General features: G+C 71.9%; 27 protein-coding genes. 13 read left to right on the top strand and 14 right to left on the bottom strand.

Annotated features, from left to right (window positions below; genetic code table 11):
* Positions 1-50 precede the first annotated feature (50 nt).
* Positions 51-1,295 (top strand): polysaccharide pyruvyl transferase family protein, encoded by a 1,245-nt coding sequence (locus tag ABFX81_RS32520; protein WP_086849912.1) that lies wholly within the window; start codon positions 51-53, stop codon positions 1,293-1,295.
* Between the two features lie 36 nt (positions 1,296-1,331).
* Complete coding sequence (locus tag ABFX81_RS32515) at positions 1,332-2,771, top strand: FAD-dependent oxidoreductase (RefSeq protein ID WP_086849910.1); 1,440 nt, start codon at positions 1,332-1,334, stop codon at positions 2,769-2,771.
* Positions 2,772-2,782: 11 nt separating this feature from the next.
* Here the strand turns inward: ABFX81_RS32515 and ABFX81_RS32510 are convergent, their stop codons facing one another.
* Positions 2,783-3,439: an alpha/beta family hydrolase gene (locus ABFX81_RS32510; RefSeq protein ID WP_086849908.1), complete on the bottom strand. Its 657-nt coding sequence runs from the start codon at positions 3,437-3,439 to the stop codon at positions 2,783-2,785.
* Between the two features lie 171 nt (positions 3,440-3,610).
* On the opposite strand from ABFX81_RS32510, the gene ABFX81_RS32505 reads away from it, so the two are divergent.
* From ABFX81_RS32505 to ABFX81_RS32490, 4 genes are read left to right on the top strand one after another with little or no spacing between them, the layout of a single operon-like run.
* On the top strand, positions 3,611-4,591 hold the full coding sequence (locus tag ABFX81_RS32505; protein WP_086849906.1) for a DJ-1/PfpI family protein: 981 nt from the start codon (positions 3,611-3,613) through the stop codon (positions 4,589-4,591).
* Positions 4,592-4,628: 37 nt separating this feature from the next.
* Positions 4,629-5,231: a DJ-1/PfpI family protein gene (locus ABFX81_RS32500; protein ID WP_086849904.1), complete on the top strand. Its 603-nt coding sequence runs from the start codon at positions 4,629-4,631 to the stop codon at positions 5,229-5,231.
* Positions 5,232-5,287: 56 nt separating this feature from the next.
* Positions 5,288-5,743 carry an archease gene (locus ABFX81_RS32495; protein ID WP_086849922.1) on the top strand — a complete coding sequence of 152 codons (456 nt, stop codon included), beginning with the start codon at positions 5,288-5,290 and terminating at the stop codon, positions 5,741-5,743.
* A gap of 33 nt (positions 5,744-5,776) precedes the next feature.
* Positions 5,777-6,883 (top strand): CapA family protein, encoded by a 1,107-nt coding sequence (locus ABFX81_RS32490; RefSeq protein WP_086849902.1) that lies wholly within the window; start codon positions 5,777-5,779, stop codon positions 6,881-6,883.
* Positions 6,884-6,952: 69 nt separating this feature from the next.
* On the opposite strand, the gene ABFX81_RS32485 is transcribed toward ABFX81_RS32490, so the two are convergent.
* Positions 6,953-7,972: a sigma-70 family RNA polymerase sigma factor gene (locus tag ABFX81_RS32485; protein ID WP_086849901.1), complete on the bottom strand. Its 1,020-nt coding sequence runs from the start codon at positions 7,970-7,972 to the stop codon at positions 6,953-6,955.
* Positions 7,973-8,072: 100 nt separating this feature from the next.
* Here ABFX81_RS32485 and ABFX81_RS32480 point away from each other — a divergent pair, with 100 nt between their 5' ends.
* Together ABFX81_RS32480 and ABFX81_RS32475 are read left to right on the top strand one after the other, a co-directional pair.
* Positions 8,073-8,525 (top strand): YbhB/YbcL family Raf kinase inhibitor-like protein, encoded by a 453-nt coding sequence (locus ABFX81_RS32480; protein ID WP_086849899.1) that lies wholly within the window; start codon positions 8,073-8,075, stop codon positions 8,523-8,525.
* A gap of 155 nt (positions 8,526-8,680) precedes the next feature.
* Positions 8,681-9,943, top strand: coding sequence for an MFS transporter (locus ABFX81_RS32475; protein ID WP_346139070.1), 1,263 nt, complete (start codon positions 8,681-8,683; stop codon positions 9,941-9,943).
* 62 nt (positions 9,944-10,005) lie between these two features.
* On the opposite strand, the gene ABFX81_RS32470 is transcribed toward ABFX81_RS32475, so the two are convergent.
* Positions 10,006-10,434, bottom strand: coding sequence for a VOC family protein (locus ABFX81_RS32470; protein ID WP_086855615.1), 429 nt, complete (start codon positions 10,432-10,434; stop codon positions 10,006-10,008).
* 270 nt (positions 10,435-10,704) lie between these two features.
* Here ABFX81_RS32470 and ABFX81_RS32465 point away from each other — a divergent pair, with 270 nt between their 5' ends.
* Both ABFX81_RS32465 and ABFX81_RS32460 read left to right on the top strand, forming a co-directional pair.
* Complete coding sequence (locus ABFX81_RS32465) at positions 10,705-11,079, top strand: SH3 domain-containing protein (protein ID WP_086855616.1); 375 nt, start codon at positions 10,705-10,707, stop codon at positions 11,077-11,079.
* Between the two features lie 61 nt (positions 11,080-11,140).
* The gene (locus ABFX81_RS32460; RefSeq protein WP_150478963.1) at positions 11,141-11,515 is read left to right on the top strand and encodes a peptidase M23; all 375 of its coding nucleotides are present in this window, start codon (positions 11,141-11,143) and stop codon (positions 11,513-11,515) included.
* A gap of 64 nt (positions 11,516-11,579) precedes the next feature.
* Here the strand turns inward: ABFX81_RS32460 and ABFX81_RS32455 are convergent, their stop codons facing one another.
* The gene (locus tag ABFX81_RS32455; protein ID WP_086855618.1) at positions 11,580-11,927 is read right to left on the bottom strand and encodes a hypothetical protein; all 348 of its coding nucleotides are present in this window, start codon (positions 11,925-11,927) and stop codon (positions 11,580-11,582) included.
* Positions 11,928-12,015: 88 nt separating this feature from the next.
* Positions 12,016-12,465, bottom strand: a complete 450-nt coding sequence (locus tag ABFX81_RS32450) for a hypothetical protein (RefSeq protein WP_086855619.1) — start codon at positions 12,463-12,465, stop codon at positions 12,016-12,018.
* Positions 12,466-12,704: 239 nt separating this feature from the next.
* Between ABFX81_RS32450 and ABFX81_RS32445 the strand changes: the two genes are divergently transcribed.
* A complete protein-coding gene (locus ABFX81_RS32445) occupies positions 12,705-13,883 on the top strand; it encodes a hypothetical protein (RefSeq protein WP_346139069.1) in 1,179 nt (392 codons plus the stop codon).
* 69 nt (positions 13,884-13,952) lie between these two features.
* On the opposite strand, the gene ABFX81_RS32440 is transcribed toward ABFX81_RS32445, so the two are convergent.
* The 4 genes from ABFX81_RS32440 to ABFX81_RS32425 form a co-directional block, all read right to left on the bottom strand.
* Entirely contained in the window at positions 13,953-15,506 is a 1,554-nt protein-coding gene (locus ABFX81_RS32440; protein ID WP_086855397.1) for a protein kinase domain-containing protein, read from the bottom strand.
* Positions 15,503-16,306, bottom strand: coding sequence for a serine/threonine protein kinase (locus ABFX81_RS32435; protein ID WP_086855396.1), 804 nt, complete (start codon positions 16,304-16,306; stop codon positions 15,503-15,505). Before ABFX81_RS32435 ends, ABFX81_RS32440 begins: the two co-directional genes overlap by 4 nt.
* An 87-nt stretch (positions 16,307-16,393) precedes the next feature.
* Entirely contained in the window at positions 16,394-17,131 is a 738-nt protein-coding gene (locus ABFX81_RS32430; protein WP_086855395.1) for a methyltransferase domain-containing protein, read from the bottom strand.
* Positions 17,132-17,210: 79 nt separating this feature from the next.
* A complete protein-coding gene (locus ABFX81_RS32425; protein WP_346139067.1) occupies positions 17,211-18,191 on the bottom strand; it encodes an SCO2400 family protein in 981 nt (326 codons plus the stop codon).
* Between the two features lie 388 nt (positions 18,192-18,579).
* Between ABFX81_RS32425 and ABFX81_RS32420 the strand changes: the two genes are divergently transcribed.
* Positions 18,580-19,029, top strand: coding sequence for a spore-associated protein (locus ABFX81_RS32420; protein WP_086855255.1), 450 nt, complete (start codon positions 18,580-18,582; stop codon positions 19,027-19,029).
* Between the two features lie 126 nt (positions 19,030-19,155).
* On the opposite strand, the gene ABFX81_RS32415 is transcribed toward ABFX81_RS32420, so the two are convergent.
* Both ABFX81_RS32415 and ABFX81_RS32410 read right to left on the bottom strand, forming a co-directional pair.
* Positions 19,156-20,523: an amino acid permease gene (locus ABFX81_RS32415; protein WP_086855256.1), complete on the bottom strand. Its 1,368-nt coding sequence runs from the start codon at positions 20,521-20,523 to the stop codon at positions 19,156-19,158.
* A gap of 1,026 nt (positions 20,524-21,549) precedes the next feature.
* Positions 21,550-21,792 (bottom strand): DUF5132 domain-containing protein, encoded by a 243-nt coding sequence (locus tag ABFX81_RS32410; protein WP_346139127.1) that lies wholly within the window; start codon positions 21,790-21,792, stop codon positions 21,550-21,552.
* A 252-nt stretch (positions 21,793-22,044) separates the two neighbouring features.
* On the opposite strand from ABFX81_RS32410, the gene ABFX81_RS32405 reads away from it, so the two are divergent.
* Positions 22,045-22,257 carry a hypothetical protein gene (locus tag ABFX81_RS32405; protein ID WP_346139066.1) on the top strand — a complete coding sequence of 71 codons (213 nt, stop codon included), beginning with the start codon at positions 22,045-22,047 and terminating at the stop codon, positions 22,255-22,257.
* A gap of 15 nt (positions 22,258-22,272) precedes the next feature.
* Here the strand turns inward: ABFX81_RS32405 and ABFX81_RS32400 are convergent, their stop codons facing one another.
* The 3 genes from ABFX81_RS32400 to ABFX81_RS32390 form a co-directional block, all read right to left on the bottom strand.
* Positions 22,273-23,553 (bottom strand): acyl-CoA dehydrogenase family protein, encoded by a 1,281-nt coding sequence (locus tag ABFX81_RS32400; protein ID WP_346139064.1) that lies wholly within the window; start codon positions 23,551-23,553, stop codon positions 22,273-22,275.
* Positions 23,554-23,691: 138 nt separating this feature from the next.
* Positions 23,692-23,916, bottom strand: coding sequence for an MbtH family NRPS accessory protein (locus tag ABFX81_RS32395; protein WP_086855259.1), 225 nt, complete (start codon positions 23,914-23,916; stop codon positions 23,692-23,694).
* 311 nt (positions 23,917-24,227) lie between these two features.
* Positions 24,228-26,510, bottom strand: a complete 2,283-nt coding sequence (locus ABFX81_RS32390) for an ABC transporter ATP-binding protein/permease (protein ID WP_346139063.1) — start codon at positions 26,508-26,510, stop codon at positions 24,228-24,230.
* Between the last annotated feature and the right edge of the window lie 25 nt (positions 26,511-26,535).

Below are 26,535 nucleotides of genomic sequence, written 5' to 3'. Positions count from 1 at the left end.
GGCCGGACACCAGGCCACTGAGCAGACTCCGACGCGACGGGAGCACCCGGATGACCACTGCCCCTTCTCATCCGCAGCCCGCCCGGCCGGGCCCGCGCATCGGCGTGCTGGGTTCGTACGGCGGCTTCAACATCGGCGACGAGTCGATCCTGACCTGTGTTCTGCACTGTCTGCGTGCCCAGCGGCCCGAGGCCCGGCTGGTCGTCTTCAGCCGGAACGCCGAGCACACCCGGGTGCATCATCCGTCCGCCGACGAGGTGGTGGACTGGGAGGGCGTCAGCCGCGACCATGTCCTGGACGCGCTGACCTCTTTGGACGTGCTGGTCCTGGGCGGCGGCGGGCTCCTCTTCGACGGTGAGGCACGCCGCTATCTGCGCCTCGTCCGGGCCGCCCAGGAGCGCGGCATCCGTACCTTCGCCTACGCCATCGGTGCCGGCCCGCTGCGCGAGGCCGACGACCGGGAGGCCGTGCGCAACGTGCTGGCGGACATGGACGACGTCGTGGTGCGCGACGAGGAGTCCAAGCTGGTGCTGGAGGAGGTCGGCGTCGAACGCGACGTCGTCGTCACCGCCGATCCGGCACTGCTGCTGGAGCCGGAGCCGTTCACCGACGAGATGATGCGCCACGAGGGCGTGCCCACCGACTCGCGTCTGGTGGGGATGTCGGTGCGGGAGCCGGGCCGGGCGGCCGAGAAGCTGGACGAGGGCGACTACCACGCGCTGCTCGCCGACGTCGCCGACTTCCTCGTCCGCCGACTGGACGCGCACGTGGTGTTCCTGCCGATGGAGCGGCACGACGTGCGGCACGCACACGCCGTGCTGTCCCACATGACCGCTCCCGACAAGGGGCGGATCCTGCACGGCTCGTACAGCCCGGGGCAGGTCCTGGGCTTCATGCGCCACCTGGACCTGGCGGTCGGCATGCGTCTGCACTTCGTGATCTTCGCGGCTCTCTCCGGGCTGCCCGTGCTGCCGCTGCCCTACTCCGGCAAGGTCTTCGACTTCGCACGCCGGATGGGGGCTCCGGCCCTGGTGGGCGTGGCACGGGAGCAGGCCGGCCTGCTGCTGGCGGAGGTGGACCGCCTGTGGGACGAATACCCGGAGCGCCGGGAGGAGCTGCACTCCCGCGTCCGGGACCTGTCCACGCAGGCGCTGGAGACCTGCGCCCGCTGCGGAGTCCTGCTGGACGAGGTCGACGGCGGCACCGGGACGGCCGTCGACACCGCTCCCCTCCTGGATCCCCAGGCAGAACCACCGCATCCGCCCACTGCCGATCCCCGTCCGCTGGGCGTGTGACGCCGACGCCGAGGCCCCGCCCGCGGGAGGACACCGATGCCGATCCTGCAAGAACCGCCCGAGCCCCGCACGGTCACCCTGCCCGAACGGCCTGCCCAGCACGGCGGCCGGACGCAGGTCCTGGTGGTCGGCGGCGGCCCGGCCGGGTTCGCCGCCGCGGTCGCGGCGGCCGACGCCGGGGTTGAGGTCGTCCTGGTGGAGCGCTACGGATTCGTCGGCGGCAACGCGACCGCGGCACTGGTCATGCCGCTGATGTCGTTCCACAACGAGCACAAGCAGGCCACGTTCACCGAGTCCGGGGACGAGGCCCGGCTGCTGCCCACCGACCACGGCGAGGGCGAGCCGGTCGTCCAGGGCGTGCTGTGGCGGCTGCTGGACCGGCTCATGGGGCGCGGCGGCTGCCTGAAGCCCTCCCCCAGGACCGGGTACACGGTTCCCTTCGACCCGGAGCTCTTCAAGCTCGTCCTGCTCGAGATGATGGACGAGGCGGGCGTGCGGATGCTGTTCCACGCCTTCGCCTCCACCGCGCTTCGCCTCGACGACGGCTGGCGTGTGGTGTTCGAGACCAAGTCGGGGCCGGTGGTGATCGACGCCGACGTGGTGGTGGACGGCACGGGCGACGGTGACGTCGCGGCGGCCTGCGGGGCGCCGTACGAGATCGGCCGGCCGGAGGACGGGCTGATGCAGCCGATGACGCTGATGTTCCGGGTCGCGGACTTCGAGCGGCCGGACTTCGCGGAGTACGTGCGGGAGCATCCCGACCAGTGGCGCGGGGTGCACGGTCTGTGGGACCTGGTCGAGGAGGCCCGGGCCGACGGTGATCTGCGGCTGCCGCGCGAGGACATCCTGTTCTTCGCGACGCCGCACCCGCGCGAGGTCAGTGTCAACAGCACCCGTGTGAACAGGGTGCTCGGCACCAGCGTGTGGGACCTGACCCGGGCCGAGCACACCGCCCGGCGCCAGCTCGCGGAGATCGACCGTTTCCTGCGCACCCGCGTGCCCGGCTTCGAGGAGTCGTACGTGGTGCAGAGCGGCACCCACATCGGTGTCCGGGAGACCCGGCGCGTCGTCGGCGACTACCACCTCACCGGCCACGACATCCTGGCCGCCCGGCGCTTCCCGGACGTCGTCGCGCACGGCGCCTACCCGGTCGACATCCACAACCCGCGCGGCTCCGGAACGGTCCTGAAGCGGGTGCCCGCGGGCAGCTTCTACGACATCCCGCTGCGCTGCCTCGTGCCGCAGGGCACGGAGCGGCTGCTGGTGGCGGGCCGCTGCATCTCGGGGACGCACGTGGCGCACTCGTCGTACCGGGTCATGCCGATCGCGATGGCGACCGGGCAGGCGGCCGGCGTGTGCGCCGCGCTGACCGTGCGCCACGGGCACGGGCCGCGGGGTGTGCCGTACCGGCTCGTGCAGCGGGAACTGCTGCGGCAGGGCGCCCGGCTGCGTATCGATCTGCCGGTGGCGGGCTGACGCGGGCCGCGTCAGCCCGCCGCGGTCCTCAGCTGGTCGTGGCACCACTGCCGGGCCACCTCGGTGACCTGGTCGAGCGCGCCCGACTCCTCGAACAGATGCGTGGCACCGGGCACCACGTGGAGGGTGTGCGGGACGTGCAGCCGCCGGGCCGCTTCCTCGTTGAGCCGCAGCACCTGCTGGTCCCGGCCGCCCACGATCAGCAGTACCGGAGCCCGGACGGCGTCCAGGGCGTCGCCCGCGAGGTCGGGCCGCCCGCCGCGGGAGACGACCGCCGGCACCCGGTCGGGGCGTTCGGCGGCGGCGACCAGGGCCGCGCCCGCGCCGGTGCTGGCGCCGAACAGGACGACGGGCAGGCGCTGGGTGCCGGGCGACTGTGCCAGCCAGTCGATCGCGGCCACCAGCCTGCGGCCCAGCAGGGGGATGTCGAAGCGGAGTTCGGCGGTGCGGACGTCCAGCCGTTCCTCCTCCTCGGTGAGCAGGTCGATCAGCAGGGTGCCGAGTCCGGCGGTGCGCAGGCCGGCGGCGACCTCGCGGTTGCGGGGGCTGTGCCGGGAGCTGCCGCTGCCGTGCGCGAACAGCACGACGGCGCGGGCGGCCGACGGCACGGTCAGATCGCCGGTGAGCGCGGCGCCGTCGGCGGGCACGGTGACCGTCTGGGAGATCATCGGAGGCCTCCTCTCCTCCAATTCCCGGACTTCCGGGGCCGTTCGCACCGCGGTTGCCGGGTCCTTCCGCCCGGCTACCCACACTTCGGCAGCCGTCCCGGCTCCGGCATGGCGCGATCCGTGGGATGTGTGTCGTTGACGCCATACGGCGGGCCGGAGGAGCGTGGAGACGTGACCGATCGCCGCATCGTCTTCGTCGTCTTCGACGGTTTCCAGCCGCTCGACCTCACCGGCCCGCACGAGGTGTTCCGCAGCGCGGGTGACACCTACGGCTGCGAGGTCGTGGCGCCCCTTGCGGGGCCGGTCAGGTCGGGCAGCGGGCTGCTCGTCCACGCCGAGCACGGCGTGGCGGACCTGGGCCCGGCCGGGATCGACACGCTCGTCGTGGTCGGCGGAGGGGGTGTCGACCGGGCCCGGCAGGACGAGGCGCTGGTCTCCTGGATCGCCGCCGCGGCGGCCGGTGCCCGGCGCGTGGCCTCGGTGTGCAGCGGGGTGTTCCTGCTGGCGGCGGCGGGACTGCTGGACGGGCGCCGGGTCACCACGCACTGGGCCCGTGAGGAGCAGCTGGCCCGGGAGCACCCCGAGGTGCGGGTGGACTGCGAGCCGATCTTCGTCCGGGACGGGCGGGTGTGGACGTCGGCCGGTGTGACGGCCGGGATGGATCTGGCGCTCGCCCTGGTGGAGGACGACCTGGGCCGGGACGTCGCGCACGCGGTGGCCCGGCAGCTGGTGCTGTTCCTGCGCCGGCCGGGCGGCCAGTCGCAGTTCAGTGTGGCGTTGTGGTCGCGGCAGCCGGCGACGGACCCGGTGCGGGCCGCCGTCACCGCCATCCACGCCGATCCGGGCGGCAGGCACGACATCGCCGGGCTCGCCGCGCACGCCGGGCTGAGCCCGCGCCACCTCCAGCGCCGCTTCACCGCCGAACTGGGCGTGCCGCCGGCCGCGTACGTCGAGCGGGTGCGCGTCGAGGCGGCCCAGCGCGCCCTCACCGAGGGCGACGAACCGGTCGAGGCCATCGCCCGCCGCTACGGCTTCGCCACCGCGGAGACCCTGCGCCGCACGTTCCACCGCCGGCTCGGCATCGCGCCGTCGGACTACCGCGCCCGCTTCCGCTCCACGGCCGAGCCCGCCGACGCGCACCACGCCTCGTAGAAACGCTCACCCACGTCTCACATAAAGGGGAACCCGTATGACGACATACGGCCTGCTGGTCTTCGAGGACGCCGAGGAGCTCGACTTCGTGGGGCCCTGGGAGGTCTTCACCGTCTCCGCCCGGCTCCGTGACGGCGTCGACTCGGCCGTGCTCATCGCCGAGCACCCCGGGCCCGTGCGCTGCAACAAGGGCCTGCGCGTCCTGCCCGACCACACCCTCGACGACCATCCTCCCCTGGACGTGCTGCACGTGCCGGGCGGCCTGGGAGCGCGGGACGTCCAGCCGCACAACCCGGTGGTCACCGACTGGATCGGGAAGACGGCCGGACAGACCGCGTGGGTGCACGGCGTGTGCACGGGCACGTTCCTCCTGCACGCCGCCGGGCCCGCACGCGGACGCCGGGTGGCCACCCACTGGAGCCACGAGGACACTCTCCAGGCACTCGGCGACGTGACGGTCGTCCGGGACGCCCGCTACGTCGTGGACGGCAACCTGATCACCAGCCAGGGCGTCTCGGCCGGCATCGACAGCGCGCTGTGGCTGGTCGGGCGGCTGCACGGGCGGGACCACGCGCGGGCCGTACGGCGCTACATCCAGTACGACCCGGCGCCGCCGTACCTCGCGGACGAGCCCGTCTGATCCACGAGCCGGGCCGGTCGCTGCATGGGGGCGCGAGCCTCGGGCAGTCGATGTTCATGGGCGGTGACAGGGGCGACGACGGGCAGGGACGGCAGGCGGGCGAGTGCGGGCACCGGGCGGTGCCGCATCCGGAGTACATCCGGATCGAGGCGTGGGCGGCGTGCCGGGAGCACTGTCTGGCGGAGGCCGTCCTGGCGATGGTGGAGTGCTTCACGGACGTCTCGGGAGTGCGTCCGACCGCCGTGGACCGGGTGCGGCTGGCCGAAGCCAGCGACGACGACCTGCTCGCCTCGCTGCTGGATGAGATCATCTTCCGGCTGGAGGAGTACGGCCAGGTGCCCGTGGACGTGGAAGCGGACGAAGCCGACGGTGGCCTGGACGTACGGCTGGCGGTCACCGGCCTGGCGGACGTGGAGATCACCGGGGCGGTTCCGACGGCCGTCGTGTGGAACGAGATGCGGATCGGGCCGGGTCCGTACGGGTGGTCGTGTGAGGTGACGGTCGACGCGTGACCCCGCCGGCCGGGGTGCGCCTACCGTGGGGGTGTGGGCGGCGGCATCGTGACGCTGTTCCTGTGCGGTGACGTGATGCTCGGGCGCGGCGTCGACCAGATCCTGGCGCACCCCGGTGATCCGGCACTGCGGGAGGCGTACGTCGAGGACGCGCGGTCCTACGTCCGGCTGGCGGAGTCGGCGCACGGCCCGGTGCCGGCGCCCGTCGAGCCGTCCTGGCCGTGGGGCGAGGCGCTGCGGGTGCTGGACGAGGCAGCCCCGGACGCCCGGATCGTGAACCTGGAGACGTCGGTGACGTCCAGGGACACGTTCGCCCCGGACAAGGAGATCCACTACCGGATGCACCCGGCCAACCTGCCGGCCCTGGCCGTGGCCCGGCCGGACGTGACCGTCCTCGCCAACAACCACGTCCTGGACTTCGGCCGCCCGGGCCTGCTGGAGACCCTGGACGCGCTGGCCCGGGCGGGACTGCGGACGGCGGGTGCGGGACGTGACACCGGGGAGGCGTACGCACCCGCCGCCGTCCCCCTCCCCGGCGGCCGCCGGCTGCTGGTCCTCGCCCTCGGGGCGCGCACCAGCGGCATCCCGCCCGGCTGGGCGGCGACGGCGGACCTGCCCGGTGTGGGGTACGTGCCCGAGCTCTCGCCCGCCGCGGCCGACACCGTGCTGCGGCACGTGAGGCGGGCCCGACAGGCCGGTGACGTGGTCGTCGTGTCCGTGCACTGGGGCACGAACTGGGGGTTCCGCGTGCCCCGGGAGCAAGTCCGTTTCGCGCACGCCCTGGTGGACGGCGGGGTCGACGTCGTCCACGGCCACTCCTCGCACCACCCGCGCCCGCTGGAGGTGTACCGGGACCGGCTGATCCTGTACGGCTGCGGCGACTTCGTCGACGACTACGAAGGCATCTCCGGTTACGAGGAGTACCGCGACGACCTGCGGCTGGCGTTCCTCGCCTCGGTCGAGGCGGACAGCGGCCGGCTGGCGGGGCTGCGCATGGTGCCGCTGCGGGCGCGCCGGATGCGCCTGGAGCCCGCGTCCCGGGCGGACCGCGCGTGGCTGCGGACGACGCTCGACCGGATCAGCGGCGGGGTGGGGGTGACGCTGGAGACGGACGGCTCACTGGCGGTGACGCGCGGATGAGCCGGTGGAACCAGTGGAACCGGTGGCGACTCGGTCTGCCGGTCCGGCAGCGCCGCATGAGTCAGGAGGTCAGCCCGCCCAGGCCACCAGCCGCTCCCGGTTCTCGGGCGCCCGCAGCCGGGCGAGGGACTGCTTCTCCAGCTGGCGTACCCGCTCGCGGGTCAGGCCGACGCGGCGGGCGACCTCCTCGCGGGTGCGGGTGTGGCCGTCGTGCAGGCCGTAGCGGAGGCTGAGGATCATGGACTCGCGGGGCGCCAGCGTGCCGACGGCCTCGCGCAGTTCCTCGGCGAGGGCCTGGTACTCGGCGACCTCCGGGGCCTGGAGCACCTCGGTGTCGGGGATGAGGTCGCCGACCACGGTCTCGCCGGTCTCGTCCACGGGCGTGTCGAGGCTGACGGCCTGCCGGCCGACGCGACGCAGCCAGCCGATCCTGTCGGCGGCGAGGCCGCTCTCCCGGGCCACCTCCTCGATGCTCGGTTCGCGTTCCAGGTCGAGTCGCAGACGCCGTTCGATCTTGGCCACCTTCTGGAGCTGCTCGACGACGTGCATCGGCAGGCGCACGGTGCGCGCGTGCGCGGCCAGGCCCCGCTCGATCGCCTGGCGTATCCACCAGGTCGCGTACGTGGAGAACTTGAAGCCCTTGGTGTGGTCGAACTTCTCCACGGCCCGGATCAGTCCCAGATTGCCCTCCTGGATGACGTCCAGCAGGGGCAGCCCCCGGTGGGCGTGCCGTTTGGCCATCGACACGACGAGCCGGAGGTTGGCTCGGACCATGTGGTCCTTGGCGGCCTGCCCGTCCCGGGCGGCCTCCTCCAGCTCCCGGCGCCGCTCCGGCGTCAGATCGAGTTCACCGGCGTCGGCTCGTTCCAGTTCCTCCAGCGCCCGTACGCCGGCCTGCATCCGCCGCGCCAGCCGGACCTCGTCCTCCGCCGTGAGCAGCGGTGTCGCCGCGATCTGCGTGAGGTACTGGCCGAGGAGGTCGGGTTCCTCGTCGGGTTCGGGGATGCGGTTGCGCAGCCGTGCGGTGCGAGCGGGGGCGCGGCGGTCCTCCCGGGGCTGTGCCGCTGAGTCCTCTGCCAGGGGAGACATCCTCATGATCCTCCATCCCCTATCTCCGACGGCTCACGGGTACCCGAGGCGATCGGTCCCGAACCGCATGTCCGGGTCCCGCGGGGGTACTCCGGGGCGCATGACCGGCATCGAACTGCGCAGCGACGCGTTCAACGACCACTCCTTCATCGCGCGCCGGTACGCGTACGAGGGACCGAACGTCTCTCCGCCGCTGACCTGGAGCGGCGTACCGGACGACGCGGCCGAACTGGTCCTGCTCTGCGAGGATCCCGACGCCCCGTCGGGCACCTTCGCGCACTGGGTCGTGGTCGGCATCGACCCGCACAGCGACGGCGTCGAGGCCGGGCACTGCCCACCGGGCGGCACGGAACTCGTGAACGGCTACGGGCAGCACGGCTGGGGCGGTCCGCATCCCCCGCCCGGGGACGACGCACACCACTACTTCTTCCGGCTCTACGCCTTGTCCGAACCGTGCGTCCTGCCCGACGCGCCCCGCGCGGACCAGGTGCACGAGGAGGTCGGGAAGCGCCGCATCGCGGACGGCACGCTGGTGGGCCTCTACCAGCGCTGAGACGGCTTACGGGTGGACCGCCCGTGCCTTCGTGTCACAACGGTTGGTTGTGGCGCGGGTGACGGACGGTTGTTTGCCCGGGCGTCCCGGTCCCCGCTTGGATGGCTGCCGGTCAACACCGGGTTGTCCGCGGGAGCTGGGAGTGTGCGCCGGGTATGGCGGGCAGGCGGTCGCTGGGGCGGCGGTTCGGGTGGTTGTGGGGCGCGTACGCGGTCAGCACGGCCGGCACCTGGCTCGCGTTCGACGCCTTCGCGCTGATGGCGGTCCTGGTGCTGGACGCGGGACCGACGCAGGTGTCGCTGCTGGCCGCGGTGGGGCCGGCGGTCGGCGCGGCCGTGTCGGTGCCGCTCGGGCCGTGGGTGGAGGTCCGCCGCAAACGGCCGGTGATGATCGCGACGGACCTGGTCCGGTGCGCGGTGCTGCTGAGCATCCCCGTGGCGTACGCCCTCGGCCGGCTGAGCTTCGGCCATCTGCTGCTGGTGTCGGTGGCCGTCGCGGCGTCCGACATCACCTTCAACGCGGCGGCCGGGGCGTTCCTGAAGGGGCTGGTGCCGCGGCAGGACCTGCTCCTCGCGAACGGGCGGTTCGAGGCGACGACCTGGACGGCCAGCATGGTCGGGCCGCCGCTGGGCGGGGCCGCGATCGGGCTGTTCGGTCCGGTGACGACCGTGGTGGCCGACGCGGTGAGCTATCTGCTCTCGGCGTTCGGCCTCCGGGCGATCGGCGGCGACGAGAAACTCCCGGTGCGGCCCGCGTCCGGCTCCGCCCGGCCCCGGGTGGGCGACCTGCTCGACGGCTGGCGGTACATCCTGGCCGACCCGGCGCTGCGCCCGCTCTTCTTCAACACGGTCCTCGCCAACTCCCTGATCATGGCGGCCTCTCCCCCGCTCATGGTCCTGATGGTCGATGATCTGCGCTTCGCCCCCTGGCAGTACGCGCTCGCCTTCGCGGTGCCCTGCACGGGCGGTCTGCTCGGCTCGCGCCTGGCACCACGGCTCGTCACGCGGTTCGGACGGCACCGGGTCATGCTCGGCGCGGGGGTGCTGCGGGCGGGCTGGTCGCTCGGGCTGGCCTTCGTCGGCCCAGGTGCGGCCGGGCTGGCGCTGGTCATGGTGGTCGAGTTCGGGCTGATCACCTGCTGTGCCGTGTTCAACCCGGTGTTCGCCACGTACCGCCTCGAACGGACCCCCGCGGACCGGGTCATCCGCACCCTGTCCGCCTGGTCGGCCACCGGCAAGGCCACCACGGCGGCCGTGACCGCCCTGTGGGGCCTGCTGGCCCACCTGGCCGGCCCCCGTACGGCCATCGCCCTCGCCGGCGTCTTCCTGCTCTTCACCCCCGCCCTGCTCCCCCGCCGCGACCACACACCGGGCCCCGGCCCCGAGCCGGCTCCCCTGGCGCTGAAGGACGGCGGCTGAACGCCCCGGTCCGCCGGGCCGGGGCCGGGAGCGGCGTCGCCCCCGCCCCCGGCCCGGCCGGCTCAGACGGCCCCGGGCACGTCCTCCGTGACGCCGTTCAGCGGCGAGGACGGATCCGTGCCGTACGGACGGGTGAGGATCTCCAGGCCGTGGCCCGCCGGGTCGAGGAAGTACACGCCCCGGCCGCCGTCATTGCGGTTGATCTTGCGCGGGTGGTTGCCGTGCGGGTCGGCCTGGATGGGGATCCGGGCCGCGACGAGCCGGGCGAGGGCCTCGTCGAACTCGTCCTCGGAGACGAGGAACGCGTAGTGCTGCATGGGGATGTCGGCGTCGATGGTGAGGAAGTCCAGCGTGACGCCGTTGGCGGTCGTCACCGGCAGGAACACCCCGGCCGGTGCCCCGACCTCCAGACCAAGGATCTCCGCCAGGAAACGAGCGGACTTCTCCCGGTCACGGGACAGGACGATGGTGTGATTGAACTCGACTGACACGGTTGAATGCCTCCACGGGCATCTCCGCGGCGCCTCCATGCCTCACCCGGCCGGTGACCGGCACGCGATGCCGCGCGGTGGATCGTAGGCAGAGGTGGTCGCGGTCGTCGAGCGGTTTTCGGCCGTATCGCGCTGCCCACGCCGATCAGGGCCAAGTACCCTCGCCCGCGCCCCTGTTGTCCCGCACGACCCTGACAATTGTCAGGGACCGCGTCGCCCCCGCTCTCCCTACAGTTCTGAGCGTCGGCCACACCTCAGGGGGAACTCGACATGTCCACTCGCATCTTCGCCAGGGCCGCGCTCGTCGGCGCCGGGGCGCTCGCGCTGCTCGGCCCGCTCACCGCGGGGACCGCAGCAGCCTCCGCCGCCGGTGAGGAGGGCACCGCCCGCGTCATGGCCGCGCCGTACGCGGTCGTACCGTACGAGAACGTCAACGTCCGCTACGGGCCGGGCACTTCCTACGGGATCCTCGCCACTGTCTCGGCGGGCCAGCCGCTCGGCGCCTACTGCTGGACCCGCGGCGAGCGCATCACCGACAACGGCTACAGCAACGACGTCTGGGTGAAGCTCCTCGAGGGCTACGTCAGCGCCGTGTACCTCAAGGGCAACGAGTACGGCAACCTGCCGGCCTCGGCGCGCTGCTGACCCGGACCATGACCACTTCCGGCCACACCATCCTCACCATCGTCCTACGGGGGACAGACACATGAAGCGAATGATCAGCCGTACCGCCCTGGGCCTCGCCGTGACCGCGCTCGCCGTCGGCGGCCTCGCCACCACGGCCCAGGCTGCTCCGGCCGTCGCCAACGGCGGCGACCCGACCCTCACCGACGTCTACATCTGGGCCACCGACGTCAACCTGCGCCAGGAGCCGACCACCAACTCGCCGCGGCTCGCGGTCCGTTCGCAGTGGTGGGCGGACGCGATCTGCCAGAAGCAGGGCCAGACGGTGCACGACCCGGCCGTCGGCACGAACAACTGGTGGACCGCCGTCATGGAGCTCTCGGGCAGCGACGTCGCCTGGGTGAACAACCTGTACATCCGGGGCGGCCAGAAGATCGCCGGCGTCCCGGACTGCTGACCGGCGACGCGCCTGCGGCGGGCCACCAGATCTCCCTGGTGGCCCGCCGCAGGCGCGTCGCCGGTCAGCAGTAACCCATCGGGCCCATGTCCGTGTAGTAGACGTAGTCGACGCTGACCCACCCGGTGACGTTGCCCCGGTGGGCCGTCAGGTAGATCCAGTGGCCGTCGGCGTTCCAGCAGTGCGCGGTGAACGTCTCGCGGAAGTAGCCCTGGCCGTGGATCGTGCCGTCCACCGGCCGGCTGCGGATGTTGACGCCGTCACCGAGGAAGTACCCGCCCCGGGACTGCACTTGCTGCGTGTCCGCCACGGAAGCGGGCGTCTGCCCCTGGGCGTGGGCGGTGACGGGTGCCAGGGCCAGGGCCGCGCCCGCCAGGGCGAGACACGCTGCGCGCCGGATGTGTGTGCGCATGGCTGACTCCTTCTTGTCGTCCTGCGTGGGATGGGTGCGCGAAGGGGGCGACCGGAACCCCGGCCGCCCCCTGTGGCGTGTATGCGGCTCAGTACCAGCCGGTCTGGGTCAGGTCGTGGCCCTCGCACGAGAGCACGGCGCGCGAGACACGGCCGTTGAGGTTGTTGCCCATCTGCGTGTAGGCGTAGTTGATGCCCGGGTCGACGCTTTCGGAGACCCAGCCGTCGACACGTCCCACGCCGTTGTTGGAACGGTGGAGTACGGCGACGCAGCCGGGCCGGGAGTTCTCGATCCGGGCGAAGGAGCCGCACTTGTCGGAGTAGAAGTACTTCAGGGCCATGCCTTCGGCGTACTTGGTGGGCCCGATCTGCCGGAAGGTGCCCGAGCAGTAGGAGGTCGTGGGGTACTGCCCCTCGTTCCCGTAGGCCCCGTAGTTGCCGCCCGAGTGCGGCGCGGCCTGGGCGGAGGTGGGGAGAAGCGCCATCACCGCGGCGGCGCCCCCGGCGGCCAGCAGTGTCCTGAGCGATCGGCGGCTCATGAGCCCTCTTTCGTGTGTCGGCGGGTGTTCCGGTCGTGACCGTACGGGCGTCACCACACCTGCGACACCTGACACTTATCAGGGTCGAAAGCCACAGGTCGTCGCGTTACGGCGAGCCCTGACATTCGTCAGGACCGGCCGCCCCGCGCGGGCTCCTAGAGTGTCGGCGCGGGACCAACGACTTCGCCGGACGACCGTGCGACCGGGCACCGGGCCACCCGCGACCAGGAAGGGCAACCATGCGCATTCTCCTGCGCGGCGCCGCGGCGCTCGCGACCGTCGTCACGGTCGCTGCGCTGCCGGGCGGCGCGGCGGCACTCCCCCGGCCGGGGACGGCCGCCCAGGCCGCCCAGGCCGCCCCCAGCGCTCAGATCCCGGACGGCGTCACCGCCGGCGTCGCGGTCTTCGACCGCCGCACCGGCACGTTCACCGAACAGGTCGACGAGAGCGCGCGGTTCCGCTCCGCCTCGGTCGTCAAACTGCTGCTGACCCTGGACTTCCTGTGGAACCGCGGGCCCGGCTACACGATCCCCGAGGCCGACCGGGCGCGGCTGGAGCCGATGCTGCGCGGCAGCGACGACGATGCCGCGAACCACTACTGGTCGGAGTACGGCGGCTCGGCGATCATCGACCGGATGACCACCCGGCTCGGTCTGCGGGACACCGCGCCGCCGCCCGCCGGGTACGAGGGCTACTGGGGCTACACCGCCCTCTCGGCCCGGGACACCGTGGCGATCTACCGCTACATGCTGGACAAGGCGCCCGCACCCGTCCGCGACTTCGTCATGGACAACCTGCGCCGCTCCACGCGCTGTGCCTCGGACCGCTTCGACCAGCACTTCGGCATCGCGGGCTCGTTCGACCGCCCCTGGGCGGTGAAGCAGGGCTGGTCCGGGGAGTACGCGAAGGGGACGTGCGGCGCCTCGGGGGCCGCGGCCGAGGCGGAACCGGCCGCCGCTCCCGCCGCCCGGGTCGCCGCCGGCGTGGACCTCACCCGTCCGGCACTGCACACCACCGGCACGGTGGGCGCGGACGACCGCACGATCGTGGCCGTACTGACGCTGCATCCGGTCGGCACGTCGTACGGGAAGGCGTACACCGATCTCGGCCGGCTGACCCGCTCGCTGAACGTGCCGGGCGGGGTGCGGCCGGCGGGGACCTGGTTCGGCACCTGGGGCGAGTTCGTGAACGTACGGAAGGGCCCGGCCACGGGCGACGCCCGGGTCACGCAACTCCCTGCCGGGGTCGAGGTGCTGGTGGGCTGCCAGACCCGGGGCCAGGTGGTCAGCGTGCCGCCCTACACCAACGAGTGGTGGGCCTATCTGCCCCAGTACGGGGGCTACATCTCCAACATCTACATCAGCTCGCCGGACAACCGGCTGCCGAACGTCCCGGAGTGCGGCTCGCCGCGGCCGTGACGGGAACGGGGGACGAGCGGTGGGCGGGGCCCTGACGGGTCCGGCCCACCGCTCGCGTACATCCGGAGATCAGCGCTCGTACTCGGCGAGATAGCCCAGCACCTTGTCCACGTGCGGGCGTACCCGTGCGGGGACGCCGCCCTCCTCGATGACCGTGCGGTCGCTGGTGCGGTAGCCGGCCGCGACCAGTGCGGGCAGGTCCTTCTTCGGCAGTCCGGCCTGTTTGAAGCGCTGGTCGAGCCAGCACACGTACAGGCTCATGGTGGCGATCGCGTCCGGCGGCGACATGTGGTCCTTGTCGCCGTCGCCGTCCCCGTCCACCGCCCAGGCCCGGAACACCGACGGCGTCCACATGGCGATGCCGTACTCCTCGCTCTCCGGGCGGGCGGCGTCGGCGTCGAAGCCGCTCTCGGCCTTGAGCAGTGCGGCGAGCAGGGCGGGGGTGATCTCCTCGTCGGTGCAGCGGTGGGCGGCGCGGGCGATGACGGGGCGCAGCGCCTCGGGTACGTCGGAGTCCTCCGGGATCTCACCGGGCACCGGTTTCTGCGCGCCGGTGACGGCGGCGGAGGCCCCTCGGTCACGGTCGTCGTCCCGGGTGTCGCCGCCTCCGCCGAGGAGTGCCGTCCCGGCGAGTGCGGCGGCGGTCAGGACGACGAGCCCGGCCGCCACGGCCGGCACCAGGCGTCGCCGACCGGGGCGCGGACCGCCGGTGAGGTCCTCGACCCGGGCGGCGATGTCACGGGCCGTGTGCGGGAGCCGGGTGGTGTGGTCCGGCGCCAGGCAGTCGGCGATCAGCCGGCGCATGTCGTCGCCGAGGCCGCCGTCGAGCCGCAGGGGTGCGGTGCCGCGTGCGTAGGCCTGGGCTGCGAGGGAGCGGGCCCGGGCCGTGGCCCCCGGGAAGGGGTGGAGTCCGCCGGTGAGCACCTGGTGGGCGAGGACGCCGAAGGCCCAGATGTCGGCGGTGGGCCGGACCACGGCGCCCTGGGTACCGGTGCGCTGGGACCACCACTCGGGCGGCAGGTGGTCGAGGGTACCGAGTGGCGGCAGATGGGCGTGCGTGCCGTCGAGTTCGGCGGCCAGCCCGAAGTCCGCCAGCCACACCTGCCCGCCCGGGCCCAGCAGGACGTTGGCGGGTTTGAGGTCGCCGTGCACCCAGCCGGCGTCGTGCATGTGGGCGAGTCCGGCGGCGACTCCGCGCAGGACGCGGTCGGCGCCGTCGATCGGCCCGCCGGTTCGGGCCGCGTCCAGGACGTCCTTCAGGCTGGCCTCGGCGCGGTCCATGACCAGCGCGATGGCACCGTCCAGGGCGGGCAGTTCCGGTGCCTCGACGGTGCACACGGCGTGGGTGCGCACGAGGTGGGGGTGATCGGCCTCGGCACTGAACCGGACCTCACGTTCGACGAGTTCGCCGAGCGCGGCGCGCTGCCCTGGCCCCAGGGCACCGGTCGGGAGCACCTTCACGGCCGCGGGCGTGCCGTCGGCGACGGTACGGGCCTCGTAGACGGTCCCCCAGCCGCCGGAGCCGACGACCGCGCCCACCTCCCAGCCCTCGATCCGGAAACCCTCCGGAAGGCGGGGCGGCCCGGGTATCTCCAGGTCGTCCGGGGCGTCGGATCCCGTCATGCGTCTGCCTCCTGCGGCGTGAGGCGGCCGGCGCCGCGGGACGGCAGCAGGCCGAGGTGTTCCTCGCGCACCAGGCCGAAGCGCAGGGCGACGGAGGCGAGCCGGGTGCGCTTGGCTCCGGTGCGGCCGCCGTCGGCTCCGGTCGCGGTCTCCTCGCCGAGGTCCAGGCGCAGTTTGGCGAAGGCCAGGTAGTCGATGTGGTAGTTGACGGCGGAGCGGGTCAGGTCCCGGCAGGACTCCAGCGGCCGCAGCCGCTCCACGATCTGCCCGACTCCGGGCAGCGCCGTGTCGGAGGGGTCGCGCAGCCGGGGTTCGCACAGGGCCACCAGTACGAGGAAGTACTTCGACGTCGGGTCCAGGGCGAAGGGGTGGACGGTCTGTTCACCGCCGCCCTCCGCGGACTGCTCACCGAGGTAGGCGTGCTGGGGCGCGAACACCTTGAAGGTCGCGGTGCCGGACAGGGCCGGGAGCACCACGCGCGAGAACTCGAACGGCACGGGCGCGCCGAGCCGCCCCGGGGCGACGGTCAGGTACTCGCCGGCTCCCTCCAGGTTCTCCACGACGTACGACACGCTGCGGCTGAAGTTGGACAGCCGCCAGTAGTCCCCGGCCGCCTCCAGCTGCCCGGCCCGGCGCGAGATCCCGGGGTCGGTCAGCACGATGCGCACCCCCGCGCCGCCGGGCGTGCCGCGGCCGAAGTCGGCGATGTCCCCGGGCCCCAGATGGATCAGGTCGGGCCTGCCCGTCTCGTCCGCACCCCACTGTGTGGGTCCGGGCAACTGCACGATGATGGTTTCCACGCGGACTCCCCCGCTGATGACGCCCCCGATTTGGTCGCGAGGATTGTACGGGCGGATTCCGCTTGCGCGGAGGCGGCAGGGCCCGCGTCAGCCGGCTGTTCTCGGACGCCGTGCGACGAACACGAACTCCCGGCCCGGCCGGTCGGGCGCGTCGCGCACGTCCTCCACCACATAGCCCTGCGCGGCGAGTTCCGCCTCGACCTCGTCCCGCTCGCGGAAGCGCAGCGTCGACTCCGACGTCAGCACCTGCCCGTCCGAAGCGAAGACGTAGGTCCACCGGAACGTCACCAGCGGCCCGCTCACGTCGAGCAGATCGGCCCAGGACTCGACGGCGCCGGCACCGGGGACGTCCGTCACGGTGTGCGTGGCCTCGCGGTTCCACTCCTCCCAGGCGCGGCGGGCGGGAATCCGGGTCTCGAACACGAAACGGCCGCCGGGCCGCAGCGCTTCACGGGCCCCTCGCAGGGTCCTCCCCCAGTCCTCGGGATCGACGACCTCCTGGACGGCGTTGCCGGTCATCGTCGCCAGGTCGGCGGTCAGGGGCGGCAGGGTCGTCGCATCGCCGTGGATCCACCGCACCCGCTCACTGCCGGGCTTGCCGCGCGCCACCTCCAGGGATGCCCCGGCGGGATCGACGCCGACGACGTCGACGCCGCGTTCCGCCAGCAGCAGCGCGAACACGCCCGTGCCACAGCCGATGTCGAGCACCCGGCGCGCCCCGAACTCCTCCGCCATGCGCAGGTACGGTTCGAGATCGGCGCGGTCGGGGTCGAGCGGGTCGTACACCGCGGCGAGCCTCGGATGCCGGAAGCACTCGTCTGCCATGCGCCCGAAGGTACGAGGGGGCCGCGGTGCGGGCCACGGGTTTTCGGCCTCCGGTTTTCGACTTCCGCCCGCGCGCGTCTCAGCCCAGGCAGATGACGAGCAGGCAGAGCTCCTTGGAGTCGGATCCGGAGCCGGACTCGGAGTTCGAGGGAGGCGGAGTGGTGCTCGCCTCGGACGGCGGTGTCTCGGGGGACGCGGGCTGCGTGTCCGAGCCGGTGTCGGCGGCGGGCGGGGTCGTCTGCTCGGTCTCCGTCGACGTGGACTTGCCGGAGTTGCCTGTGACCGTGCCGACGGTGTTCGGGACGGTGGTCCTCGGCTGCGTCGTCTTCGGCAGCTCGCGGGGCTCGGCGGCCGCGTCCGTCCGGGGGTCCGCCGGGGTGCTGCGGGGAGCGGTGGTCCGGGGCTGCTGCGCGCGCCGCGAGGTGCGGTCGGTGTGCGGCGGATCGGTGGGCGTGGGCGAGGACCGCGGGGTGTCGCGCCGGGGCGACGTCGGTTCGGTGTACGTCGGCGCCTGTCCCCCGGTGCCGCCCATGGTCGTGTCCTCGGGCGCCGTGGCCGACTGGACGCCGTTCGTCGAGTCGCCCTTCATGGCGGCGACGGTGAGACCGCCTCCGACGAGCGCGACGGCGGTCGCCACCACGGCCCGGCGCTGGCTCTTCTTCCAGCGGGCCATCTGACGACGCCGCGCCGCACGCCCTTGCTGTGGTGCCTGGTAGCCGTCGGACCCGTTGACGCCGGCGGCCTCGTGTCCGTCGGACGGGTCCGTGTCCGGGCTCTCGTGACCGTCGGACGGGTCGGTGCCCAGGGACTCGTGGCCGCCGGACGAGCCGGTGTACGCGAGGGGGAGCTCACGCGTGCCGGCGCGGTGGGTGTCCCACACGCTCCCGTCGTCCCACACGTTCCCGTCGCGCCATGCGCCGGAGGCGGCCGGGTGCTCCCATGCGGCCGGGCCGGTACGGCCGTCGGCGGCGGAGGGGTCGATGTCCGGGGCGTAGGCGCCGCACCCCGGGCAGACCAAGGCGCCGTTGAGGTGCCTACGGCACGAGGAGCAGTAGTCCATGTGGCCTTCCCGATCTTGCTGTGCCGACGGCTTGCCGACCGCGGCCTGGTCACGTTCGCACGTGGGATCGAGCCGTAACGCTAACGAGACTTTGGAAGGGGGATGTGCAGCATGTGTGACACCCCTGAGCAGATCCTCTGCATCTCACGTGTGCCATGAGCGACCCGTGAGTAAAGGTGACGGGGCGTGGGCATCCTGGGGCCCTTGCCGAGGCGGGACCAGGAGCCCGGCCCGTGTTCCCGCCTCAGGCGGCCGCCACGAACGGGAATCTCACGCTTTCGCGCCCCAACTCACCGAATTTTCCTGCGAACTGACGCACAACCCTTTGAATGCCCAACGGGTCACATCATGCAGGAGCAACCACCTCGAAGAGTTGCAAGGGGGAAATATGAGATTCACCCGTTCCGTCCTGGCCGCGTCGGCCTTGGCGGCGCTGACGGTGGGGACCACGACCGCCCTGGCGTCACCCGCCTCCGCCGCGCCCAACACCACTCCGCAGAAGGTCTGCGGCAGCGCCTACAAGACGGTGAACTCCGCGGCCGTCGGTTCCCTGGGCACCGTCTACCTGACGTACAACGCCGCCAACGGGCAGAACTGCGTCACGACCATCCGCAACAACCCCGGTACCGCCGTGGACATGGGCGCGTGGATCTACGTCCCCGACACCGAGGAAAGCCACGAGGACGTCGGGCGCTTCTCGTCCTTCGCCGGACCGACCTACGTCTACGGCAAGGGCCACTGCGTCGACTGGGGCGGCAGCATCAAGAACGTGTACGTGCAGGTGTACGGCTCCAACTGCGGCGCCCTGAAGGAACACCGGGTCACGTTCACCCGCTGACCGGCCGCTTCCGCTGAACCACCGCGAAACACCCCCCTGCCGGGCCATCACGATCCCGCCGCCGTCGCGCGGGAGCCGTGGTGGCCCGGTGCCCGTGCTCGGGCGCACCGCCCGGCGTCGTCCTGCTCACGCCTCGCCGCGTACTTTCAGCACCACCTTGTTGAGCACCCACAGCCCGATGCCGATGGCCACCAGCACGCCCGCCCGGATGTAGACCTCCGCGGGCCGGTCGGACAACGGGCTGGCCAGGATCAGGGCGGTGATCGCACCGAGCACCGGCAGGGCGGTCGGCGTACGGAAGTGCTGATGGTCGACGCGGTCGCGGCGCAGGACGAGGACGGCGACGTTGACCACGGCGAAGACGCACAGCAGGAGGAAGGCCGTGGTGTCGCCGAGGCCCTCGATCTCCCCGGTGGAGACCAGGCCGATGGCGAGGAGCGAGACGAAGACGATACCGACGACCGGGGTGCGGCGCCGGGGCAGTACGCGGCCCAGGGCACGCGGCAGGATGCGCTCGTTCGCCATGCCGTAGCACAGGCGGGACGCCATCATGATGTTGATCAGTGCCGAGTTGGTGACCGCGAAGAGCGCGATCAGGGCGAAGAGCTTGGGCGGGAAGTCGATCCCGCCGGCCTTGACGACCTCCAGCAGCGGGCCGCTGGAGTCCTCCAGCACGCGGTAGTCGACGAGCAGCGAGGAGACCAGGGCGACCAGGACGTAGATGGTGCCGGTGACGGCGACGCCGATGAAGATGGCGCGCGGGAACGTCCGCACCGGATCCTTGGTCTCCTCGGCCATGTTGACGGAGTCCTCGAAACCGACGAAGGCGAAGAAGCCGAGGGCCGTGGCCCCCAGCACGCTGGTGAGCAGCGCGTAACCGCTGCCCTCCGCCTGGAACTCACCGAGCCGGGAGGGTTCGCCGTCACCGGTCAGGACGGCCCAGGCGCCGATCGTGAGGATGACGAGCAGACCGGTCAGTTCGACCACGGTGAGGACCACGTTGGTCTTCACGGACTCCGACACGCCGCGCAGGTTCAGGGCCGCCAGGGCGAGGATGAACAGGATCGCGACGAGGGTGGGCGGGAAGAAGTCCGTGAACTCGGACAGGTAGTCGCCGCTGAAGGCGCGGGCCGCCGCGCTCGCCGAGGAAAGACCCGAGCACATGACCATGAAGGCGACGATGAACGTCAGAAACGGGACCTGGAACGCCTTCTGGGTGTAGAGCGCGGCTCCGGCCGCCTTCGGGTACTTGCCGACGAGCTCGACGTACGAGGCGGCTGTCAGGATCGCCACGACGAACCCGATGACGAACGGCAGCCACAGCGCCCCGCCGACCTTGCCGGCGACCTGACCGGTGGTCGCGTAGATGCCGGTGCCGAGGATGTCACCGATCACGAACAGAATCAGCAGTTTGGGGCCTATAACCCGCCTCAGCGGGGTGTCGTCGTCCCCTCTCTCCGATGTGGCGGCTGCATCCCTGCCGGTTGCGGACACGAAAGCTCCCTGAGGTGTTCGACACGGACCGGAACAACGTCTCCCCTGCCCGGCAGACCAGGTGCTGATGCCTTGTCGCGCCAGTGCGCAAAAACGTTACGGGACAGGCGCGTTGACCACCGAGGTGGCGACGGCAGCGACAGGAGTGCTCCGTGTGATCCGATGCGCCCCGCTTCAGGGCTTGTGGCCGGATGTGCCGGAGTGTCGGATTCGGCTGGTCGGACCACCCACGCATGCCGTTCTTCAGCCGTGAGGCGGCCGTCGCGCTGCGCGACATCCGCCGCATGACGGAGGAGTGCCCCGGCCCGGACGGGATGCACCATCATCAACGAGCTGGGCAGCCTGCTGAAGGAGCAAGCGAACGGCCAGGGGCACGTCAACCTGGTCGCCGCGGTGGCGGCCGAGCACGGCATCGGTCTCGCCGAGGTGTTGCTGAAAGTGTGGGAGCTGTACGAAAGGTTCGTCGGGCTCATCCGCGTAGCCGCCGCCCGGAGGGACCAGCGCGGCCAGGACGCCGGTGCGCGGCGACGTCGAGCGGGAGTTCACGCTTAACAACCCCGACTACGACGGCGAGGCCCCGCACTCCGTTGGCGAGCTGGCGCTGCTGCTGGAGCGCAAACCGCGCGCCCTGCCCGACAGGGCGAACAGGTCCGCCTCGCGCTGCCCCACCGGCAGCGACAGCAGAGCGTGCCGGTCGCCGCCCAGGTCCGGTCGGGTGCCCCGTGCAGCAGCAGGCCCCGCCCGGCCGGGGCCCGGTCCAGCCCGGTCTCCCAGGGCTCCGGCGGGAGCTGCGGCACGACGTCGTTGTTGACGATGCGGTGGGTCCGGAAGGTGTAGACACCGTCCGCTGTCAGACGCGGCTCCTCCAGCACGGCCAGGACGTCCGGGTAGATCGAGTCCAGGGACTCGGCGGTGCCGTGCCGTGCGCCAGTCCACACCCGGCCGAAGCCCCATGTCGCCGCCTGCTGCTGCGTGGTTGCCTCGTCCTTGTAGGTCAGCGCATCAATTGTCGATCGCCCGTTTCTCTCACGCGGTCGCGGCGCTGCTCGGGCGGGCCTTTTTCGTGGTCTGGCGCGGCACGTCCGACCCGTCCTGAAGATCGGCGGCGAACGCCTCGGCCGTCGCCTCCGCGGCAATGTCGCTCAGGTCTTCGTTGATCTCGTGGGCGACTCGCTTGGCGTCCATCGCCAGCTTTACGGAGGACTTCACAGTTCCTCGGACGACCGGCCTGATCAGCTTCTTCAGGAGAGGCGCCGACGCTACCCCCACCAGGAATACGGGAATCACAGGAAGCATTGTCAGTACAGCCCTTCTCGCAGCTTGCCGGAATTATCGGACAGTGTTCTGGAAATCCGAGCTTAGCCCCCCAGAAACTCTCTCACCAGGGCATCTCATGACGTTCACCCGTTCGTGTGCACACTGCCCGACGTTGATCTTTTCCGTCTCCCCGTGACCTACCGTGCGAGACAGGCACGCTGTAATTGTCCGCCTCCACGTGAGAAAACTGAGCCGGGAGTGAATGTGGAAAAGACAGCAACTGACGAGGCCGTTGCTGGGGCTGAGCCCACATCAGAGGAAGTGCTGTATTCCGCTGAAGTACGCCATGCGAACGGGAAATGCACTCTCACCATCAGCGATCACCTGCACGGCGATGTGGAAGTTTACGTGGTGCCGAAAGCGGCCGTGAAGAAACTCCCCTTCTATCTCGCGATGCTCAGGAGCAAGCTTTCCTGAAAGGCGCGAAAGGCGTCATGCCTGCCGCTGGGCCACCAGGGGCACGGCCGGCCGGGAGTCGGTGAGCAGGGAGTGGGCCAGGACGCCGTAGAGGGTGTCGTTGGGGCCGTCGGCGATACGGAGGCCACGAATGTCGCGGAGGCGCTTCTCCATGGGGGTGCGGCGGGTGTAGCCCTCGCTGCCGTGCAGTTGGAGGCCGATGTCGACAGCTCGGTAGGACACGTCCGTGGCGAGGGCCTTGGCGGCGGAGCAGGCCGCCACGTCGACATCCTCTCCGTCCCGCTCGATCCGCTCCAGCAGGGAGAAGCACCAGGCCGTGGCCGCCTGGACCTCGGCCGCGGCCGTGCCGAGCCGGGACACGACGGACGGGACGTTCGCCAGGGACGTGCGGCCTACGCTGCGGCGGCGGGCCCGGGCCATCGTCTCCTCGATCGCCGCGGTCGCCGCACCCAGGCAGACCATCGCCATCATCAGACGCCAGCCGGAGAAGTGGCTGTCGAAGATGCGGCGGCCGTCGCCGGGCCTGCCGAGCAGCAGTTCCTTGCCGACGCGCACGTTGTCGAAGTGCAGATGGCCCAGGCTCCAGCCGCGTAGCCCGAGGGGCACGGTGGTCTCCGTGAGGACGCCGGCGGTCGCGGTCGGCAACCACAGCGCTGACAGCGGGACTTCGCGCAGCCACGCCCCGTCGGCGTCCTGCCCGGCGGCCTGTTCGGTTCCGACCACCTTGCAGAAGACGACGAACCCGGTGGCCTCCTCGACGCGATTCACCAGACCCTTCGTGCCGGAGAGCAGCAGATGGTCGCCCTGGTCGACCGCTACGGTGCGCAAGCCGCGCAGATCGGAACCGGAGTGCGGTTCGCTCGACGCCACGCCCGCCAGCTCTCCGCAGCCCACGATCCTGTCATGGACCGTGCGGGCGACGAGGGGCCTGCCGTACCGCACGGCCATGGCGCCGTGTCCCGAGCTGAAGATCTCCCGCGCGTCACAGTCCCGGCGCCCGGCGAGGAACATGGCCAGCCCCTGGGCCACTCGTTCGAGGTGCGGGGGAACAGTCCGGGTCGCCCGGTCCCCCGCGACACCGCACGCGTGCGCCGGCCCGGTCTTGGCGCGCGGTAGGTCGAACCCCGTCAGTCCGGCCTGGGCGGCGCGCTTGCGCAGATCGAGCCACGGCGGCCGGGCCGCCTCCTCCGTGACCGGCTCGGGCAGGTGCATGTCGAGGAAGTCGGTGACGGAGGAGGCGAAGTCCTTCAGGGCGGGATGGCGGGCGAGAACGGCGCAGGATTCCGAGAGAAACACGTGCGGTGTCCTAACGGCTCGTGGGATGAGGGGGGTTCACCTGGCGGAGTCCGGGGGCGGGCTCCCCGGTCGTGCGCGGTGGGGACGCGGACGCGGCACTCGCCCGCCGGGGCGCGGACGGGTGCCGCCCGGTGGGTCTCACGCTCCGCCGTCCGTCGCTTCGGCGAGGCTGCGCGGCCGCATGTCGGTCCACACCCGGTCGACGTGGTCGAGGCACGCCCGACGTGTGTCCTCCGGGTGCGCGACGGCCCATCCTTCGGGTACGTCGGCGAAGACCGGCCACAGCGAGTGCTGGCCCTCGTCGTTGACGAGCACCAGGAAACGGGCGTCGTCGTCCTCGAACGGGTTGGTCGCATGCGTCATGTCGGTTCTCCTGGTTCTCGTGGCCGGGTCCGGGTGAGCGAGGCGTCGGCGGGTCGAGTGGGGAGGAACGGAAGGGCGTCATGAGCGCGCCCGCGCGGTACAGGGCTCGGCGTGCCCGCTCCTCGATCGGAGCGGGCACGGCGAGGGCCTGGGGTCGGTCACCCGCACATCAGCGATGTCGAGTGACCGGTTGGCGCCGATCATCGGACAGGCGGGGAATCAGACAGCCATCCTGCCAGGTCAGTGGCGGTTTTCGGGACGCTGTCCGCCGCTGCCACCCGAACGAATGACAAGCGGCTGATGGCCGTCCGTCAGGCGGGTGCGGGACTGCCGGCCTGGAGCTGCCACAGGGTGGTGTAGGTGCCGCCGCGTGTCACGAGCCCCTCGTGCGTGCCGTGTTCGGCCACCACTCCCCCGGGTCCCATCACGTAGATCTGGTCGGCGTGCTGCACGGTGGACAGCCGGTGGGCGATGACGACCATCGTCCGGTCCGTCCCGAACACCTGGAGGGCCTGCTGGATGATGGCCTCGGTCTCGTTGTCGACGGCGGAGGTGGCCTCGTCGAGGATGATGACCGGGGGGTCGCGCAGGATGGTCCGGGCCAGCGCGATGCGCTGCTTCTGCCCGCCGGACAGCGCGGCGCCCCGTTCGCCGACGCGGGTCGCGTAGCCGTCGGGCAGGCTGTCGATGAACGCGTCGGCGCCTGCTGTGCGGGCAGCGGTGACGAGTTGCTCGTCGGTGGCGTCGAAGGTGCCGTAGCGGATGTTCTCCGCGATCGTCGCGTCGAACAGGAAGGGCTCCTGGGTGACGTATCCGATGGCGCGGCGCAGGTCGGGCAGCGCGAGGGTGCGCACATCGGCGCCGTCGAGCAACACCCGTCCGTGGTCGGGGTGGTGGAAGCGCATCAGCAGTTTGGCGATGGTGGTCTTGCCGGCGCCGCTGGTACCGACGATTCCGGTGGTGCGGCCGGGTGGGACGACCAGGGACGTGTCGCGCAGGGCCGGCGGCCGACCGGGGTAGGCGAAGGTCACGTTCCGCAGTTCGATCTCACCCTTGACCTGCTGTCTGGGCATCGGGCGCCCCTCGGCGAACGGTTCGAGGGGGAGGTCGTGCAGCCGCTCCACCCGGTCCAGGGCGGTGACCGCGCGCTGGTACTGGTCGGTGGTGCTGCCCAGTCGGGACAGCTTCAGCATGGCCATGCCCGGCATCTCGATGAGCGGGCCGAAGGCCGCGGTCGACAGGGTGCCCCGCAGGACGGCCCTGCCGCCCAGGAGCACCGTGCCGACCAGTGCCGAGCCACCGGCCAGCCGCAGGATCTGCGGCGGGATCGCCGAGCTGCGTCCGCCGGCGCGGTCGGCCTCGCTGCACTCGCGGTTCAGCTCGGTGATACGGGCGATCTCGTGCTCTTCGGTGACGGCGGACTTGATGGTGGTGTGGGCGTGGAGGTTCTCGGTCACGCGGCCGTTCAACCGTGCTCGACGGGCGTCGGAGGCGGCGTGGCCGGCCACCGCGCGTTCGTGGAAGCGGAAGGACAGCCAGGCGACGAGCGGGATCGGTGCGAGGGCGATCCAGGCGATCTGCGGAGCGAGCAGCAGGAAGGCCGGGATGAGGAGCGCCAGGCTGACGCACATCTGGACGACGTCGTTCATGTTGGTGCCGACGAAGGTGCTGATCTGGCCGATGTCCTCGGACAGGACGGCGTTGACCCTGCTGACGCGTTCCTTCTCCAGGTCGGCCGGTGCCACGCGCTGGACGTGCTCGTAGGTACGGGTGCGCCAGTCGTCCTCGATGGTCTGCGCCAGTTGGCGCCAGACGACACTGGCCCCGTAGCCGAAGGCCGCCATGGCGAGGCAGGCCGTTCCGGCGGCGCCCACCAGAAGCGACAACTGGGCGGTGACTCCGGCCACCCCGTACTTGGCGAGAGTCGCGCTGCCGCCCTTGGCGACCAGCAGCACGATCGAGGGGCTGAGGGCGAACAGCGCCATCTCCGCCAGTTGGGAGAGTCCCGAGAGCAGTGCCGCGAGAGCGAACTTGCGCTTGTGCGGGCCGATGATGCGGCGCAAAGGGCGGCGGCGCGCCGCGGCCTCGTCCGCCGGCTGTTTCGCGCTGTCGGACCTGCGCCACGCTCTTCGGACCACGGCTGTCGTGGCGACGGCGGTCAGTCCGAGGGTGAGCAGGGGTTTGCTGAGCAGCGTCAGGAGGAAGGGCCCGCCGACGATGGCCGCCGCCACGGCACCCGAGGCCCCGAGGATCCTCGGCAGCCAGCGTCCGGCGCCCGCGCCGTCACCCCGGTCCTCCGGCACGCCCACGCCGGGCCGTGCGGTGGTGTCGGGCCACGGCAGGTTCGCCGCGGTGGCGCGCAGGGCTGCCAGCGTCCGGGCGATCGCCTGCCGCAGCAACCGAGCGGCCTCGCGCGGAGTGAGGGTGCGGTCGTGCCTCACCAGCACCCGGCCGGTGACCGGGCTGGCGTGCACTTCCTCGATGCCCGGGGTCTCGAGGAGTGACGTCTCGGTCAACCGCGCCGAGGCGGGTCTGCCGCGCAGGAGGTCCACCTCCCAGCGCTGACGGCCGGGAACGATCGAGCGTGGCCGCATCCTCGCTCTGGTGGGGGTACGTCGT

The sequence above is a fragment of the Streptomyces coeruleofuscus genome (assembly GCF_039532725.1).
Taxonomy (GTDB): Bacteria; Actinomycetota; Actinomycetes; order Streptomycetales; family Streptomycetaceae; genus Streptomyces; species Streptomyces coeruleofuscus.
The sequence above is the reverse complement of the archived record's forward strand: the minus strand, read 5'-3'. Positions and strand labels throughout refer to the sequence as shown.

Coding starts and splice junctions, on each gene's coding strand:
- ABFX81_RS32390 (WP_346139063.1), bottom strand. CDS start 26,510: ATGCGGCCACGCTCGATCGTTCCCGGCCGTCAGCGCTGGGAGGTGGAC.
- ABFX81_RS32480 (WP_086849899.1), top strand. CDS start 8,073: ATGACCGGCATCGAACTGCGCAGCGACGCGTTCAACGACCACTCCTTC.
- ABFX81_RS32510 (WP_086849908.1), bottom strand. CDS start 3,439: ATGATCTCCCAGACGGTCACCGTGCCCGCCGACGGCGCCGCGCTCACC.
- ABFX81_RS32465 (WP_086855616.1), top strand. CDS start 10,705: ATGTCCACTCGCATCTTCGCCAGGGCCGCGCTCGTCGGCGCCGGGGCG.
- ABFX81_RS32495 (WP_086849922.1), top strand. CDS start 5,288: ATGGGCGGTGACAGGGGCGACGACGGGCAGGGACGGCAGGCGGGCGAG.
- ABFX81_RS32425 (WP_346139067.1), bottom strand. CDS start 18,191: ATGGACTACTGCTCCTCGTGCCGTAGGCACCTCAACGGCGCCTTGGTC.
- ABFX81_RS32485 (WP_086849901.1), bottom strand. CDS start 7,972: ATGTCTCCCCTGGCAGAGGACTCAGCGGCACAGCCCCGGGAGGACCGC.
- ABFX81_RS32445 (WP_346139069.1), top strand. CDS start 12,705: ATGCGCATTCTCCTGCGCGGCGCCGCGGCGCTCGCGACCGTCGTCACG.
- ABFX81_RS32455 (WP_086855618.1), bottom strand. CDS start 11,927: ATGCGCACACACATCCGGCGCGCAGCGTGTCTCGCCCTGGCGGGCGCG.
- ABFX81_RS32460 (WP_150478963.1), top strand. CDS start 11,141: ATGAAGCGAATGATCAGCCGTACCGCCCTGGGCCTCGCCGTGACCGCG.
- ABFX81_RS32475 (WP_346139070.1), top strand. CDS start 8,681: ATGGCGGGCAGGCGGTCGCTGGGGCGGCGGTTCGGGTGGTTGTGGGGC.
- ABFX81_RS32500 (WP_086849904.1), top strand. CDS start 4,629: ATGACGACATACGGCCTGCTGGTCTTCGAGGACGCCGAGGAGCTCGAC.
- ABFX81_RS32395 (WP_086855259.1), bottom strand. CDS start 23,916: ATGACGCATGCGACCAACCCGTTCGAGGACGACGACGCCCGTTTCCTG.
- ABFX81_RS32430 (WP_086855395.1), bottom strand. CDS start 17,131: ATGGCAGACGAGTGCTTCCGGCATCCGAGGCTCGCCGCGGTGTACGAC.
- ABFX81_RS32515 (WP_086849910.1), top strand. CDS start 1,332: ATGCCGATCCTGCAAGAACCGCCCGAGCCCCGCACGGTCACCCTGCCC.
- ABFX81_RS32450 (WP_086855619.1), bottom strand. CDS start 12,465: ATGAGCCGCCGATCGCTCAGGACACTGCTGGCCGCCGGGGGCGCCGCC.
- ABFX81_RS32420 (WP_086855255.1), top strand. CDS start 18,580: ATGAGATTCACCCGTTCCGTCCTGGCCGCGTCGGCCTTGGCGGCGCTG.
- ABFX81_RS32440 (WP_086855397.1), bottom strand. CDS start 15,506: ATGACGGGATCCGACGCCCCGGACGACCTGGAGATACCCGGGCCGCCC.
- ABFX81_RS32520 (WP_086849912.1), top strand. CDS start 51: ATGACCACTGCCCCTTCTCATCCGCAGCCCGCCCGGCCGGGCCCGCGC.